The sequence below is a fragment of the Methylobacterium sp. D53M genome, assembly GCF_053345625.1.
Genome location: NZ_JBKFAL010000013.1, coordinates 74236 through 88695, shown reverse-complemented (window position 1 = coordinate 88695; position 14460 = coordinate 74236). Strand labels below are relative to the sequence as shown.

General features: G+C 74.5%; 13 protein-coding genes. 2 read left to right on the top strand and 11 right to left on the bottom strand.

Features of this window, described 5'->3' with window-relative positions; all coding sequences use genetic code 11:
- Positions 1–14: 14 nt before the first annotated feature.
- Together ACLBYG_RS18530 and ACLBYG_RS18525 are read right to left on the bottom strand one after the other, a co-directional pair.
- On the bottom strand, positions 15–1520 hold the full coding sequence (locus ACLBYG_RS18530; RefSeq protein ID WP_447682371.1) for an undecaprenyl-phosphate glucose phosphotransferase: 1506 nt from the start codon (positions 1518–1520) through the stop codon (positions 15–17).
- Positions 1521–1855: 335 nt separating this feature from the next.
- On the bottom strand, positions 1856–2203 hold the full coding sequence (locus ACLBYG_RS18525; protein WP_042672224.1) for an antibiotic biosynthesis monooxygenase family protein: 348 nt from the start codon (positions 2201–2203) through the stop codon (positions 1856–1858).
- Positions 2204–2558: 355 nt separating this feature from the next.
- Between ACLBYG_RS18525 and ACLBYG_RS18520 the strand changes: the two genes are divergently transcribed.
- Positions 2559–2996: a helix-turn-helix domain-containing protein gene (locus tag ACLBYG_RS18520; protein WP_020094642.1), complete on the top strand. Its 438-nt coding sequence runs from the start codon at positions 2559–2561 to the stop codon at positions 2994–2996.
- A gap of 60 nt (positions 2997–3056) precedes the next feature.
- Here ACLBYG_RS18520 and ACLBYG_RS18515 read toward each other — a convergent pair whose 3' ends face one another.
- Genes ACLBYG_RS18515 through cbiE form a run of 4 tightly spaced genes read right to left on the bottom strand, consistent with a single transcriptional unit; the run spans position 3057 to position 6767 of the window.
- The gene (locus ACLBYG_RS18515) at positions 3057–4376 is read right to left on the bottom strand and encodes a cobyrinate a,c-diamide synthase (protein ID WP_447682370.1); all 1320 of its coding nucleotides are present in this window, start codon (positions 4374–4376) and stop codon (positions 3057–3059) included.
- Positions 4373–5149 (bottom strand): precorrin-4 C(11)-methyltransferase, encoded by a 777-nt coding sequence (gene cobM / locus ACLBYG_RS18510; protein ID WP_447682369.1) that lies wholly within the window; start codon positions 5147–5149, stop codon positions 4373–4375. Before cobM ends, ACLBYG_RS18515 begins: the two co-directional genes overlap by 4 nt.
- Positions 5146–5568: a cobalamin biosynthesis protein gene (locus ACLBYG_RS18505; protein WP_447682368.1), complete on the bottom strand. Its 423-nt coding sequence runs from the start codon at positions 5566–5568 to the stop codon at positions 5146–5148. Before ACLBYG_RS18505 ends, cobM begins: the two co-directional genes overlap by 4 nt.
- Positions 5547–6767, bottom strand: coding sequence for a precorrin-6y C5,15-methyltransferase (decarboxylating) subunit CbiE (gene cbiE / locus ACLBYG_RS18500; RefSeq protein WP_447682367.1), 1221 nt, complete (start codon positions 6765–6767; stop codon positions 5547–5549). The genes ACLBYG_RS18505 and cbiE overlap by 22 nt, the downstream gene beginning before the upstream one ends.
- Between cbiE and ACLBYG_RS18495 the strand changes: the two genes are divergently transcribed.
- Positions 6766–7578, top strand: a complete 813-nt coding sequence (locus ACLBYG_RS18495) for a cobalt-precorrin-6A reductase (protein ID WP_447682366.1) — start codon at positions 6766–6768, stop codon at positions 7576–7578. The two genes, cbiE and ACLBYG_RS18495, sit on opposite strands and share 2 nt — an antisense overlap.
- Here ACLBYG_RS18495 and cobJ read toward each other — a convergent pair.
- From cobJ to cobN, 5 genes are all read right to left on the bottom strand, one after another.
- Entirely contained in the window at positions 7545–8306 is a 762-nt protein-coding gene (gene cobJ, locus ACLBYG_RS18490; RefSeq protein ID WP_447682365.1) for a precorrin-3B C(17)-methyltransferase, read from the bottom strand. The genes ACLBYG_RS18495 and cobJ overlap by 34 nt on opposite strands.
- A complete protein-coding gene (locus ACLBYG_RS18485; RefSeq protein WP_447682364.1) occupies positions 8303–9082 on the bottom strand; it encodes a precorrin-2 C(20)-methyltransferase in 780 nt (259 codons plus the stop codon). The genes cobJ and ACLBYG_RS18485 overlap by 4 nt, the downstream gene beginning before the upstream one ends.
- A complete protein-coding gene (locus tag ACLBYG_RS18480) occupies positions 9082–9774 on the bottom strand; it encodes a precorrin-8X methylmutase (protein ID WP_280141585.1) in 693 nt (230 codons plus the stop codon). The genes ACLBYG_RS18485 and ACLBYG_RS18480 overlap by 1 nt, the downstream gene beginning before the upstream one ends.
- Positions 9771–11030, bottom strand: a complete 1260-nt coding sequence (locus tag ACLBYG_RS18475; RefSeq protein WP_447682412.1) for a precorrin-3B synthase — start codon at positions 11028–11030, stop codon at positions 9771–9773. The genes ACLBYG_RS18480 and ACLBYG_RS18475 overlap by 4 nt, the downstream gene beginning before the upstream one ends.
- A 74-nt stretch (positions 11031–11104) precedes the next feature.
- Entirely contained in the window at positions 11105–14434 is a 3330-nt protein-coding gene (gene cobN / locus ACLBYG_RS18470; protein ID WP_447682363.1) for a cobaltochelatase subunit CobN, read from the bottom strand.
- Between the last annotated feature and the right edge of the window lie 26 nt (positions 14435–14460).

The window sequence follows — 14460 nt, the reverse complement described above, 5'->3', positions numbered from 1 at the left end:
CCGCCGGGTGCCGGTCAGAAGGCGTTCTGGTAGGCGCGGCGCGAGACGACCGTCTGGATCATGATCTGGATGTCGAACCAGATCGACCAGTTGTCGATGTAGTGCAGGTCGCAGGCGACGCGCCGCTCCATGGCGAGGTCGGTCTGCGTCTCGCCGCGGTAGCCGTTGACCTGGGCCCAGCCGGTGATCCCGGGCTTCACGTTGTGCCGGCGGGCGTAGAGGGCGATCCGGCGCTCGAAGCTCCGATCGTGCGCCAAAGCGTGCGGACGGGGGCCGACCAGCGACATCTCTCCGCGCAGGACGTTGATCAGCTGGGGCAGCTCGTCGAGGTTCGTCCGGCGCAGGATCGCGCCGATCCGGGTGATGCGGCTGTCGTTGCGAGTCGCCTGCCGGAAGGCGGCGTTAGAATCCGCCCGCATCGACCGGAACTTGAAGACGCCGAACGGCTGCTGGTTGAAGCCGTAGCGCTTCTGCCGGAAGAAGACCGGGCCGGGGCTGTCGAGCTTGATCGCCACCGCGATGGCGGCGAGCAGCGGCGACAGCGACACGAGGGCGATGGTCGCCACCGTCAGGTCGAGGGCGCGCTTCAGCATGACCTCGCCGACGTTGAGCGGACGGCGGCCGATGTTGATCCCCGAGACGCCGCCGACGCGGGCGACCTGCAGGTCCGGGAACCGGTCGAGGACCGCGCCGGGACGCAGGTGGAGGGCCGAGGGCACCCGCAGGAAGGCGTCGATGCAGCGCTCGACCTCCGCGGTGTCGGCCCAGGGCACCAGCACGAAGACGTCGTCCGGCCGCAGGAAGCGGACGACGGAGACGGCGAGGTCGAGATCCTCCTGCAACTGGTCGTGGCGCGTGGCCGCGTCGGCGCCGGGATCGACCCGCCGCAGGTAGCTCGTCCCGATGATCCGCGAGCCGAGCTGGTCGACCTCCTTGCCGGCATAAAAGCGCGCGATGTCCTCCTCGTAGCCCACGAGGTGGATTCGGCTGGCGGTGGCCGATCCGGCGCTCAGTCGCTCGCGCACGAGCCGGCGCACCGCGGCCCGCGCCGCGATGAGCACCGGCAGGCCGGCGGCGAAGATCCCGAGCGAGACGAGCCGCGAGTAATCGTTGGTCGTCTTCGTCATGAAGCTGACGACGAGCACGGCGGCCCAGGCGATCAGCCAGAGCGAGGCCACCCGCTGGACGCCCGGCTTCTGCGCCATCACGTTCTCGAGGCTATACTCCTCGCGCAGGACGTTCGTGGCGACGATCACCAGCGCCAGCAGCGCCGACAGCCGCGAGCCGCGGACGAGACCCGCCCACACCGTGCCGTCCTGCGCGAGGACTTGGTAGGCGCATTCGAGGCCCAGCGTGACCGCCACGATCGCCGCGATGTCGGTGGCGGCGAGAGTCATGGACAGGGCGATACGTGCCAGCGCACGGCCGCGGCGCGGCAGCAGGGCCGACCACACATTGCGGCGGCGCTCCGCCGAGGTCGGCAGCGCCTGAAACGTCTCCGGAAGCCGATCGTGAAACATCTGACCCGCAACGTCCCGTCTTAGTCGGACTCTGTACCAGTCTGAGACACGAAAGGTTTCAGCGCCGCCTGGTGACGGTCACGGAGCAAGCCGCGGGCCCGGCGGGTTCACGATCGCAGTCACGGATGAGCGCTGCGACTTAGGGCCTGCTTCTGGAGGAGGCAATACATAGTTAATGCTGAGTGACTGTTCGGCGCAGCCGGCCGTCGCGAGGTTTGACGGGGGCCCGTTTTCGCCGGAGCTATTTCAATTCACGCGGGTTTCTTTCATCGCGGTTTCAACCGGATGGGCGCCTCGGATGACCCCGGCCGAAGGGCGGCCGGGGTCATCCGCGTTCAGACGGCGTCCGCGTCCTGGCGCGCATCGGCCGTCCCGCCGACCGTCTGGATCGTCTCGAAACCCTCGAATTGGGGGTGGCCGAGATACAGGGGCTTGGTCGAGGGCACGCGGCCGTGCGCCTTGCGGAACTGCTCGGACCGGGTCCAGGCCTCGAAATCGGCCCGCGATCGCCAGATCGTGTGCGAGGCGTAGAGCACGTGGTCCTCGTGCTCCGGGCCGCGCAGCAGGTGAAACTCGACGAAGCCCGGCATCTCGCCGAGGTGGCTGTCGCGCCCGAGCCAGACGGCCTCGAAATCCGCCGTCGCGTCCTTAACGACCTTGAAGCGATTCATCGCGATGAACATGCGTGCCTCCTGCGCGGTACCGAACCTACATGCCCCTGTGCTCCTAAGGGGTACCGCCGCGCGGCGACAAGGCGCACCTCGAAAGCAGGCCTGACCTCCACGTCGACATTTGAGCAACAATGTTGCAAAGATGTGTGGGCTTAAACTAGAAGATGTAACCTTCGACTTGCGAAGCTTGACAACTTGGTGTCCTACTGCGCCGCGGTTCACCTGTGTCGGGATCAGGGCTATAGCCGGATATCGGCACGGAGTACCGGCAACCTGGCGTGCAGGACATGCGACTAAGGGGCGGACGGTGAAGCGGCGCGACAGCGAGGCGAAGACACCCCGTCCGCAGGAGGATGCAGCCCACGCCATGGACAAGGATTCCTCCGGCCAGACGATGCCGAAGCAGACGACGGACGTCGATCGCCTCGTCGGTATCCGGATCACAGCGCTGCGCAAGGCTCGCGGCATGAGCCAGACCGCGCTGGGCAACGCGGTCGGCGTGACCTTCCAGCAGGTTCAGAAATACGAGAAGGGTCAGAACCGGGTCGGGGCCGGCCGGCTGCGCGAGATCGCGCGCCTCCTCGAGGTTCCGGTCTCCGCGTTCTTCGAGGAGAACGAGCCGCGCGAGAACGCGCAGGAGGACGTGTTCGGCTTCCTCAGCGCCCACGGCGCCATCGAGCTGCTGCGCGCCTACGCCCAGATCGAGGACGAGCAGATGCGCCGCGACGTGCTCGCGCTGGTCCGCAGCGCCGCGCGACTCGCGCAGAACCGCGGCGCGACCGCGCCGACGACGGATCCGGCCTGACCGGCGCGCGAAACAGGCTTCACCTCGGGGACCTTCGAAGCGGCTGCGCCGAGCCCGGCGTCACGGCGGATCGGTCGCGATCAGGTGGAAGAAGCTGCCGGTGACGGGTCCGACCCGGTGGCCGGCCAGTCCCAGATCGACACCTTCGGCATCCGTCACGCGGGCGAGCGCCGTTTCCTCCGGCGCGATCGGCGAGAGCTCGCTGGCGTAGTGGAATTCGTGGCCGACGAGGCGCGTGCCCGCGGCGCCGAGCAGGCCGGATTCGCAGAGTTGCGCGACGCGATAGCCGAGATGCAGCTTGCGCCGGTGATACGAGGTCGCGACCGGTAGCAGTCCGGCCATGGCATGGGTCGCTCCGTCGGCATCCTGCAACGTCTCGCCCAGGACCATGTAGCCGCCGCACTCCCCGTGGACCGGCCGGGTCCGCGCGAAGCGGCGCAGCCCGTCGAGGAAGCGGGTCGCGCCGGCGATCGGGCCCGCGTGCAGTTCCGGATAGCCGCCCGGCAGCCAGCAGACGTCGCAATCCTCGGGCGGTCCCTCGTCGGCCAAGGGCGAGAACGGCACGAGCTCGGCGCCGGCCATCCGCCACCCGGTCTCGAGATGCGGATAGAGGAAACTGAACGCCGCGTCCCGGGCGACCGCTACGCGCTGTCCGGGCGGCCGGGGCAGCAGGCCACCGGAGGGCGGTACGGTGCCGCTCGCGCAGGCCGTCACGGCGTCGAGGTCGATGCCCACCTCCGCGAGGTCGGCGAGCCTGTCGAGGCGCGCGGCGAGATCCGCGGTCTCACCGGCCTGCACGAGCCCCAGGTGGCGCTCGGGCAGGACGAGCTGCGCGTCGCGCATCAGCGCGCCGAGCACCGGCAGCCCGGCGCACTCCATGCCGGCCTCCACGAGGCGCCGGTGACGGGCGCTCGCCACCTTGTTGAGGATCACGCCGGCGATCCGGATGCGGGGATCATAGAGCTTGCAGCCGAGCGCCACGGCGGCCGCCGATTGCGCCGCGCCCGACACGTCCACCACGAGCACCACCGGCCAGCCGTAGCGCGCGGCGATATCGGCGTTCGCCCCGGTACGGTTCTCGGCCGCCCGGACGCCGTCGAACAGGCCCATGGACCCCTCGGCGATCATCAGATCGGCCGCCGCCGCCGTCGCGCCCGCCAGCGCGTCGAGGAGCGGCGGCGCCATGGCGAAGCTGTCGAGGTTGAAGCTCGGATGGCCGGTCGCGGCGTGGTGGAAGGCCGGATCGATGTAGTCCGGGCCGCACTTCGCGCCGCGCACCCGCAGGCCGCGCCGGGTGAGGGCGCGCATGAGCGCGAGGGCGACGGTCGTCTTGCCGGAGCTGGAGCGCGGCGCCGCGACGAGGAGGCCGGGGGCGCTCACGACCGCGACCCCACCGTGCCGCCGGGCCGGTAGCGCCGGTCGTAGTCGGGCGCGTAGAGGGCGCTCTCGCGGAACTCCGCGGCGCCCAGCGCCGGTCCGACCAGGATCAGGGCGGTGCGCTCCAGGCCGGCCGCCGCGACGAGCCCGGGCAGCCCGGCGAGATCGCCCACGAGCGCCCGCTCGTCCGGCCAGGAGGCTCGGAACACCGCCGCCGCCGGGCAGGACGGGCCGTAGAAGGGGATCAGCTCGGCGGCGACGGCCTCGACGACGTGGATCGACAGGTGAATCGCTAGGGTCGCGCCAGTGGCCGCGTAGGCCGCGAGCGTCTCCCGCTCGGGCATGGCGCTCGCCCGCCCGGAGGTGCGGGTCAGGACCACGGTCTGGGCAACGCCCGGGACCGTCAGCTCCCGACGCAGCAGCGCGGCCGCGGCCGCGAAGGCGGGGACACCCGGCGTCACCGTGTAGGGAATGGCCAGCGCGTCGAGCCGGCGCATCTGCTCGGCCAGGGCGCTCCAGATCGACAGGTCGCCGGAATGCAGGCGCGCCACGTCTTGGCCGGCCGCGTGCGCCGTCCGGATCTCCGCCAGGATGGCGTCGAGGTCGAGGGGCGCCGTGTCGACGATCCGGGCACCGGGCGGGCACCAGCCCAGGATCTCGGGGGCGACGAGCGACCCGGCGTAGAGGCAGACGGGGCAGGCCGCGATGCGGTCGCGCCCGCGCACCGTGATCAGGTCGGCCGCGCCGGGGCCGGCGCCGATGAAGTGGACGGTCATGATTCCCGTGTCGTGTCGTATCGGACAGCCAGGGCGCAAGTGGCGCCGCCGCTCGCGATCCGGGGTAGGGCGAGGCGGCTCCGGGGCCCGGCGCCGGCGAGGGCCGCCGCCTCGGCCAGCGAGCCGACGCCGCGCAGGCGCTCGATCCGCGCCGAGCGGGTGACGACCTCGGCGTCGCGGGCCTTCAGCGCGGCGGCGGCGATGGGATGCGGTGCCAGGCCGAACCAAGCCGTCGCCGCGCGGATCGCCGGGTCCGACGCCCGGTCGTCCGCCGTGGCCACGGCCGCGAGGCTCGACCGCGCGGCGCCGACCAGGGCGAGGGCGCGCTCGATCAGCCCCGCGATGTCCTCGGCCTCGGTGCCCCGGCGGAACCCGATGCCGGCGACCAGCGCTCCGGTCACGGCTTGGTCCAGGCCCACTGGATCACCGTCATGGCGGGGCGCCAGCCGTGCATTCCCCCGACCGGGCTCGCCCGCTCCACGCCGTAGCGGCGCAGGCTTCCGCCATGCGCCGCGAAGGCCGCGAGCAGCGCGGCCTCGCCCTCCAGTGTCACGGCGTTGGCGACGCAGCGACCGCCGCCCCGCAGCGCCGCCAGCACGGTCGCAAGGACCCCCGGCTCCGAGACGCCGCCGCCGATGAACACCGCGTCCGGCACGGGCAGGCCGGCGAGCGCGCCCGGTGCCGTGCCGGCGACGACGGCGAGGTCCGGGGCGCCGAGCGCGACGGCGTTACGGCGGATCCGCTCGACGCGGTCCGGCCTTCCCTCGATCGCGGTGGCGCGCAGGCTCGCGTGGCGCAGCATCCACTCGATCGCGATCGAGCCGGCGCCCGCACCGACATCCCAGAGATGCTGTCCCGGATGCGGGCGCAGCGCCGACAGGGTCAGGGCCCGGATCTCGGACTTGGTCAGCTGCCCGTCATTCTCGAACAGGTCGTCGTCGAGGCCTGGCGCGAGAGGCAGGGCGCGGCCGGCACCCGCCACCGCGAGCGCCACCGTGTTCAGCGGATCGAAGTCGGCGCCGTCGAACGCGTCGGCGCGGAGGGTGCGGACACGCTCGCGCGGCCCGCCCATCGCCTCCAGCACCGTCAGCGTCGACGCGCCGAAGCCCCGGTCGCGCAGCAGGGCGGCGAGGGCGCCGGGCGTCGTGCCGTCCCACGACAGGACGAGGAGCCGCGCCCCCGGCTGGAGATGCGGGACGATCCGGGTCAGCGCGCGACCGTGGAGCGTGACCAGGGTGCACTCGGCGAGCGGCCAGCCGAGCCGGGCACAGGCGAGGCTGAAGGCCGAGGGCTGCGGGAAGGCGCGGATGTCGCCCGCGGGCACCAGCCGGGCGATCTCGGCGCCGATGCCGTAGTGGAACGGGTCGCCCGTGGCGAGGATGCAGGTCGGCCGGCCGCGCCGCGCCAGGATCTCCGGATAGGCCTCGTGGATCGGGCTCGGCCAGGGCCGCGTCTCCGCGTCGAGCGGCCCGGCGAGGGCGAGGTGGCGCCGGCCGCCATAGACCACTTTAGCGGCGTCGAGCGCGGCGGCGGCGGACGGCGTCAGCCCGGCCCGACCGTCCTCGCCGATCCCGACGATCGACAGCCACGGGGCGCTCGACAGCGAGTCAGCGCTCATGGACAAGGCGCCCATGAACACGCCGCCCCCGATCACCGGCACGATGCGGATCCTGATCCTCGGCGGGACCGGCGAGGCGAGCGCCCTGGTGCGGTCGCTCGCGGGGCAGGCGGATCGCGCCGTGACCCTCTCGCTGGCGGGCCGGACGGCGGCGCCGAAGCCCGAGCCGGTCCCGACCCGGATCGGCGGGTTCGGCGGCGCCGAGGGCCTCGCCCGCTACCTGAAGGCCGAGGCGATCACCCGCCTGATCGACGCGACCCACCCGTTCGCCGCGCGGATCTCGGCCAATGCCGCGCGCGCGGCGGCCCTGACGGGCGTGCCGCTCCTCGCGATCCGCAGGCCGGCCTGGAGCCGGGAGCCCGGCGACGACTGGGTCGAGGTCGACGGGATGGAGGAGGCGGTCGCCGCCCTCGGCCCCGAGCCCCGGCGCGTGTTCCTGACGATCGGCCGGCAGGAGGCCGGGGCCTTCGCGGCGGCGCCGCAGCACAGCTACCTGGCGCGGACGGTCGAGCCGCTGGGCGGGATCCTGCCGGTGCCGCATCTGACCGCCCTGGCGGCGCGCGGACCGTTCGACGCCGCGTCCGAGACGGCCCTGATGCGGGCCAGCCGGATCGAGATCGTGGTCAGCAAGAACGCGGGCGGCGCGGCGACCTACGGCAAGATCGCGGCGGCGCGCGGCCTCGGCATCCCGGTCGTGATGGTGCGGCGGCCGGGCAAGCCCGACGTGCCGAGCGTCGCGGACGCCGCGGGCGCGCGCGACTGGCTGGACGCGGGCGATCACGCCGATCCCTCGATCTTGCGGGCGGTGTAGACGAAGGGCGCCCGGCCCGCGCGCGGGATCAGCCGCGTCGTCGAGGCGCCCAGGATCACCATCGTGGCCATGTCGGCCGGCACCGCGGGCGCCTCGGCGAGGGTCGCGACGCGAATCGCCTCGTCCGGCCGGCTGACGGCGCGGGCGAACATCACCGGCGTATCGGGCGCGCGGATCCCGGCCGCGATCTCCAGCGCCGCCCCGAGCTGCCAGGGCCGGGCGGTGGAGATCGGGTTGTAGAGCGCCACCACGAAATCCGCGCGCAGCACCGCCTCCAGCCGCGCGGTCACGACCGGCCAGGGCTTCAGGTTGTCCGAGAGCGAGAGCGCGCAGAAGTCGCCGCCGAGCGGTGCCCCGAGCCGGGCCGCGGCGGCGAGCATCGCGGTGATGCCCGGCTCCACCGTGATGGCGAGGTCGCGCCAGCCGGACTCGCCGTACTCGACCGCCTCGAACACCGCCGCGGCCATGGCGAAGACGCCGGGATCGCCGCCGGAGACGACCGCGACCCTGCGGCCGGAGGCGGCGAGCTGCAGCGCGTGGCGCGCCCGGTCGACCTCCACCCGGTTGTCGCTGGCGTGCCGGACGAGGCCGGGACGCTCGGGCACGCGGGCCACGTAGGGGAAATAGCCGACGACGTCCTCCGCTGCGTCCAGCGCCCGGCGGGCCGACTCGGTCAGCAGGGCCGCGTCGCCCGGCCCGAGGCCGACGACGGTGAGGCTTCCGCTCACGGTCGGCGGCCCTCTCCGGGCAGGAGCACCATCGAGAAATAGGGCGCGTCGTCGTCGGCCTTGTCGGCCAGCATCACGACCCGCTCGCCCGCCATCGTACCGCGCTCCACGTAGACGGCGCGCGCCAGCAGCCCGGCGGCCGACAGGGCGGCCCGCACCTTCGGCAGGTGCCGCCCGAGCTTCATCACCACGGCCGCGTCGGTGCCGCGCAGGCGCTCGGTCAGCGCGTCGAGCGACAGGGTCGCCGGCAGGACGGTGAGGATGTCGTCGCCCCAGGTGATCGGCGTGCCGGCCCGGGTCCAGCAGCCCGACATGCCGGTGACGCCCGGAACCACCTCCACGGGGAAGCGGTCCTTCAGGCGCCGCCACAGGTGCATGAACGAGCCGTAGAAGAACGGGTCGCCCTCCGACAGGATCGCGACGTCCCGCCCGGCGCCCAGGTGATCGGCGAGCTGCCCGGCCGCGTCGTCGTAGAAGCCGGCGAGCGCCGCCACGTAGTCCGGGTGCTCGGGGTGGATCTCGGTCGTGTAGGGATAGGCGAGGGCCATCTCGCGGGCCGGGTCGCGCAGGATCGCGTCCGCGATGGTGCGGGCGTTGCCGCGCCGGCCGCGCTTGCAGAAGTGCACCAGCACCGGCGCGCGCATCAGGATGCGCTGCGCCTTCACGGTCAGCAGCTCCGGATCGCCCGGGCCCATCCCGACGCCGTAGAGCGTGCCCGTCACCGCGGCCGCGGGGATCTCCTCGGTCGGGCCGTCGAGGCGCTCGAAACCGTCCATCACTCGACCTCGCTGGCGAGCGCGTTGACCGCCGCGGCCGTCATGGCGCTTCCGCCGCGCCGCCCGTGCACGACTACGAACGGCACGCGGCCGTCCCGCGCCAGGGCTTCCTTCGACTCCGCCGCGCCGACGAAGCCGACCGGGATGCCGATCACCGCGGCGGGCGGCGCCACGCCGGCATCGAGGAGTTCCAGGAGCCGGAACAGGGCGGTCGGGGCGTTGCCCACCGCCACGACGCTGCCCGGAAGGTGCTCCCGCCACAGCTCCATGGCGGCCGCGGACCGGGTCGTGCCGAGGCTCTGGGCGAGATCGGGCACGCGCGGGTCGCCCAGGGTGCAGATCACCCTGTTGTCGGCCGGCAGGCGGGCCCGGGTGACGCCGTCGGCGACCATGCGGACGTCGCACAGGATCGGCGCGCCGGCCTTCAAGGCCGCGACGCCGGCCTCGGCGAAACCGGGCGCCATCTCCACGTCGGCCGGCAGGTCGGTCATGCCGCAGGCATGGATCATGCGGACGACGACGCGCTCGGCGGCGCCCGACCAGCGCCCGAGATCGGACTCGGCGCGGATCATCGCGAAGGAGCGCGCGTAGATCGCGCCGCCGTCGCGGATATAGTCGTAGCGGGACGGGGACTCGTGGGCCGCGGCCGGCTCCGATCCTGTCTGGCGCAGGGCGTTCTGGCTCGCGCTCATGCCGGTCTCCTGGTCCTCCCGCATTCCGAAGGGGTGATCTCCGGCGCGAAGGCGGCGGAGAGCCCGTCGATCTCGGCCCTTCCTAGCCGCTCCAGCACGGCCTCGATAGGGAGATCCATCGCCGGCTCATCGCCGGGCGCGCCCCCGATCACCACGCCGTAGAGGCCGTCGCGGCCGACGAGGGTCAGGTCCGCCGGACCCGGCCGCGCGCAGCCCTTGGCGCAGCCCGACACGTGCGCGGCATGGCCCGCGGCCGCCAGAGGGCCGAACGCCTCCGCGAGGCGCGCCGCGTCCGCGAGCGTGGGGGTCGATCCAGAGGCGCAGCCCGGCGCCCCCGTGCAGGCCGCGATCGCGCGCCGCGGATCGTCGGGGACGACGATGAACTCGGCCGCGAGCGCCGCCGTCGGGTCCGCCGCTTCGGCAGCGGCCGGCGCCAGCATCACGAAGCCGCGCGTGGGGGAGAGGCGGATCTCGTCCGCCCCGAGCGCCGCCGCCGCCGCGGCGATCCGGTCGAGAGCGTCGGCGGTGCAGCGCCCGAAGGGTGCGTCGACGGCGACGCTCCGGAGGTCGCGTCCGCCCGCCGGACGCGCCGGCTCCCGCTCCGAAGCGAAGCCCCGGTGCGCCTGCGCCGGTGCGACGAGAGTTTTTTCTGCCGGAAGCACCTCGGTCAGCGCGGACAGTTCGCCGTCCGACAGGTCGCGCATCCGGCGCCGGTCGGTCCGCGCGAAGGCGCCGAGCAGGGCCGCCACGTGGCCCGGCGCCGCGTCCTCCGCGCAGGTCAGGAGCCTCCGCCGGGTCTCACCGTGCGCGACCGTGATCGCGACGCGGCCCGGCCCCTCGGCGGCGACGCAGAGATCCGCTTCCGGCAGCGCCCGGCCGGGGCGGCCCTCGACGGCGACCAGGGTCTTGGCCGGCAACCCCGGGATCGCGAGCCCCGCGGTCTCGATCGCCCGGGCGAGGGCCGGCACGTCGATCGTCTCGTCCGAGTCATGGCCGGCCAGGGGGCTCGTGAGCGTCAGGCGCTGGGGGCCGCCGTCGGCGCGCACGTCGCCGAGCCCCCGGGCCGCGAGCCAGGTGGCCAGCGGCGCGCGCGTCGCCTCGGAGACGCCGCGGATCTGGAGATTCGCCCGTGCGGTCAGGTCCAGGTGCCCGTTCCCGAAGCGGCGCGCGCCCTCCGCCACGGCGCGGGCCTGATCGAGGGTCAGGATCCCGAGCGGCGGGTGAACGCGCGCGAGCAACCCGTCGCCCGTCGGCATGGGCCGCGCCAGACCGGGGCACCAGCCCCGGCGGGCGGGCGCCTCGGGCAGGACGCGCCGATGCGGGGTGGTGCTCACTCGGCGGCCTCGCGCGGCAGGGCGTCGGCCGGGAGGGCGTTGCGCCGGCTGTGCCAGAGGCCGCGATCCCGGGCGGCGTCGAACCGTTCCAGGATCGCGCGGGCCGCGGCGGGATTGGCGGCGCGCAGGCGCTCGAACACCTCGGCGTCGGCGATCCAGGCCGCGTAGAGCGCCTCGAAGCCCGCATCCGTCACCGCGTCGCTCGCGGCGGCCAGGACGAAGACCGCGTCGAGCCCCTGGGCGAGTTCCTGCGCCCCCCGGTAGCCGTGGCGCAGCTGGGCCGCGATCCAGCGGGCATCGGCGAGGCGCCCGCGGATCAGGCGGGCCGCGTCCTCGCGGGCCGTCCGTGCCTTCGGCCGTTCCGGGACCGACACGTCGAGGCTGTAGAGGGCGGGGCTCGCCCCCTCCAGGGCGGCGGCCGCCGCGAAACCGCCCATCGCGTCGACGGCGGCGTCGCCGTCGAACAGGTCGCGCTCGGCCACGTCGAAGGCGTGGAGATAGGCGTCGGCCGCCGCGACGCGGGCGGCGAAATCGGCGTCGGGCCCCTCGCGGTCGCCGTAGGCGTGGCGGCTCGCGGCCAGGTAGGCGCGGCCGAGGTCGGCGCGGCCCTCCCAGGCGCCGTCGAGGGCCGTGGCGGCGGTGCCGGCGCCGTAGCAGCCGGGCGCGGCCCCGTAGACGCGCACCGACGCGTCGCCCCGCCGGCGCGCCGCCGCGAGGGGATTCTCGTCGTCGGTCTCGTCCCTGTCCGCCACGGCGCGGGCGGCGCGGTCGAGCAGCGCCAGCGTGTCGGGGAAGGTGTCGCGGAACGCGCCGGAGACGCGGACGGTGACGTCGATCCGCGGCCGGTCCAGCATGGCGAGGGGCAGGATCTCGAAGCCGGTGACGCGGGTGCTGGCATGGTCCCAGACCGGCCGGACGCCCATCAGGGCCAGGGCGTGGGCCACGTCCTCGCCACCGGTGCGCAGGGTCGGCGAGGCCCAGAGATCCATGACGATCCGGGCCGGATAGGCGCCCTCGTCCTGGAGATAGCGGGTCACCACAGCGGCGGCGGCCTTCTCGCCGAGGAGCGCGGCGGCGCGGCTCGGGATGGCCCGCGGGTCCAGGGTCGCGAGGTTGCGCCCGGTCGGGAGCACGTCGGCCCGCCCGCGCGACGGCGAGCCCGAGGGGCCCGGTCGGACGAACCGCCCGTCGAGGGCCGCGAGCAGGCCGGCCCGCTCGGAGTCCGCGCTCGCCACGACGACGTCCGCGGCCCGGTCCGCGGCGCGGGCGAAGACGTGCAGGCCGTCGCGGAAGACGGTCTCGCCGAGATCGCAGAGATGCGCGTCGAGCCGCGTCAGCGCCTCGTCCATCGGCGTGTCCGCGCCGATCCCGGCCCCGTCCAGCAGTCCGGCCGCTCCGGCCTCCTCCAGGATGGCACGGGCGATGAGGTCGGCCCGGCGGGGATCGAGCACGCTGGCGGCGGAATACTCCTCCACCAGCTCTCGGAGGCGGGCCGCCTCGGGCGTCAGCGCGTGGACGGCGGTGTCGGGCGTCAGGTGCCCGAGCGCGACCCCGCCCAGGCGGCGCTTGAGCGGCGCGGCCTCGCCCGGATCGTCGACGATGAACGGGTAGATCACGGGCAGCCCGCCGACGCACAGCGCCGGGAAGCAGGCGGGTGACAGGGCCACGGCCTTGCCCGGCAGCCACTCCGCGGTGCCGTGTGTGCCGAGCTGCACCAGGGCGTCGAATTGCTGCCGCAGGCCGAGATGGAAGGCCAGGTAGGCGTGGGTCGGGGCGCGGTCGAGATCGTGGTAGCCGGTCTTGCGATCTGGATCGCGGCCGCGGTCGGGCTGGAGGAAGACCGCGAGGCCGCCGTCCCGGACCATCCGAAACCGGAAGGCGCCTTCGACGCAGGCGGGGTCCGCCTCGGCCTCGCCCCAGCTGTCGGTCACGGCCGCGCGGACGTCCTCGGAGAGCGTGCGCCACCACGCCGCGTAGGCCGCGAGCGGCACCCGGAACGCGGGCGGCCCCTCCGTGAGCGCCGCCATCAGCGCTCCGGGCTCCGGAAGCGCGCCGGCCGCGTAGCCCGCGGCCGCGAGGTCGGCGGCGATCGCGCGGGCGCTCGCGGGCGTGTCGAGGCCGACCGCGAAGCCGGCCCGGCCGCCGCGGGCAGGGTAGTCGGACAGGACCAGGGCGACGCGCCGCGCCGCCCGGGGCAGGGCGGCCAGCCGCAGCCATCCCGCGGCCCGGTCGGCGAGCGCGGCGATGCCGGCCTCGTAGGGCACGGCGCGCCGCTCGGCGAAGCCGGCGATCTCGGCGCTCTCCTCCTTGAACGAGATCGGGAAGCCCGAGAGCCGGCCGTCGAATTCCGGCAGCGCGACCTGCATGGCGAGATCGGCCGCGCCGAGACCGCGGGCGGAGGCCTCCCAGGCCGCGCGGGGCGACCCCACCGTGAAGGCCTGGAGAACCGGGCAGTCGCCGCCGTCGAGCACGAAGCCGGTCTCGTCCTCGCGGGCCGAGAAGGCGGTGGCGGCGATCACGAGATCGGGCCTGCGCGCGCGCACGGCCGCGGCGACCGCGGCGGCGGCCTGCGGCTCCTTCAGGCTCGACACGGCCATCGGCAGCACGCCGATCCCGCGCGCCCGCAGGGCGGCGGCGAGGGCGACGAACGGGCCGGTGTCGCCGCCGAGCACGGCGGGGCGGTAGATCAGCAGGAGCGCGACGGGCTCCGCCGCGCTGCGCGCTCCGGCGAGCGGGATCGCGGTCGCGGCCGCGGCGAGGGCTGCTTCAAGGGGCAGGACCCCGCAGCCGGGGCACCAGGGAAACCCGCGCGGGAGCGGCTGCGGCGGCTCGACCGGGCCGTCGGCGCCCAGGCGGATCGCGAGGCGCCGCAGCATCCGCCGCAGGTTGTCGGGGCCGCCGGCCCGGAAATAGGCGTCGAGCTGCCCGGCGAGGTCGGGATCGGTGGAGAAGGCGGCGAGGCGCGGATCCGGCCGGTCGTCGCCCGGCAGGACCGCGAGGACGACGCCGTGCGCCCGCGCGGCCTCGGCGCAGCGCTCGATCCCGTAGCGCCAGTAATCGAGGCCGCCCAGGCAGCGGATCACCACGACCTTGGCGCGCGCCACGACGCGCTCGACGTAGAGGTCGACCGAGAGCGGGTGCCGCAGCCTGGCGAGCTTCGCGAGCCGCAGGCTCGGCAGGCCGGGCTCCGCGGCGTGGGCCTGCCCGACCGACGCGAGGTCGCTGTCGGTGAAGGACAGCACCACGAGGTCGCCGGGCTCCTGCCCGAGATCCACGGCCGCCTCGCCCTCGTCGAGGGAGATGGCATCGATGCGCACGAGGTGCACCGCGGCGGCCCCTAGAGCGAGTCCGG

Coding starts and splice junctions, on each gene's coding strand:
- ACLBYG_RS18495 (WP_447682366.1), top strand. CDS start 6,766: ATGGACAAGGCGCCCATGAACACGCCGCCCCCGATCACCGGCACGATG.
- ACLBYG_RS18485 (WP_447682364.1), bottom strand. CDS start 9,082: ATGGACGGTTTCGAGCGCCTCGACGGCCCGACCGAGGAGATCCCCGCG.
- ACLBYG_RS18525 (WP_042672224.1), bottom strand. CDS start 2,203: ATGTTCATCGCGATGAATCGCTTCAAGGTCGTTAAGGACGCGACGGCG.
- cbiE (WP_447682367.1), bottom strand. CDS start 6,767: ATGAGCGCTGACTCGCTGTCGAGCGCCCCGTGGCTGTCGATCGTCGGG.
- ACLBYG_RS18475 (WP_447682412.1), bottom strand. CDS start 11,030: ATGCCGACGGGCGACGGGTTGCTCGCGCGCGTTCACCCGCCGCTCGGG.
- ACLBYG_RS18530 (WP_447682371.1), bottom strand. CDS start 1,520: ATGTTTCACGATCGGCTTCCGGAGACGTTTCAGGCGCTGCCGACCTCG.
- cobM (WP_447682369.1), bottom strand. CDS start 5,149: ATGACCGTCCACTTCATCGGCGCCGGCCCCGGCGCGGCCGACCTGATC.
- ACLBYG_RS18480 (WP_280141585.1), bottom strand. CDS start 9,774: ATGAGCGCGAGCCAGAACGCCCTGCGCCAGACAGGATCGGAGCCGGCC.
- ACLBYG_RS18520 (WP_020094642.1), top strand. CDS start 2,559: ATGGACAAGGATTCCTCCGGCCAGACGATGCCGAAGCAGACGACGGAC.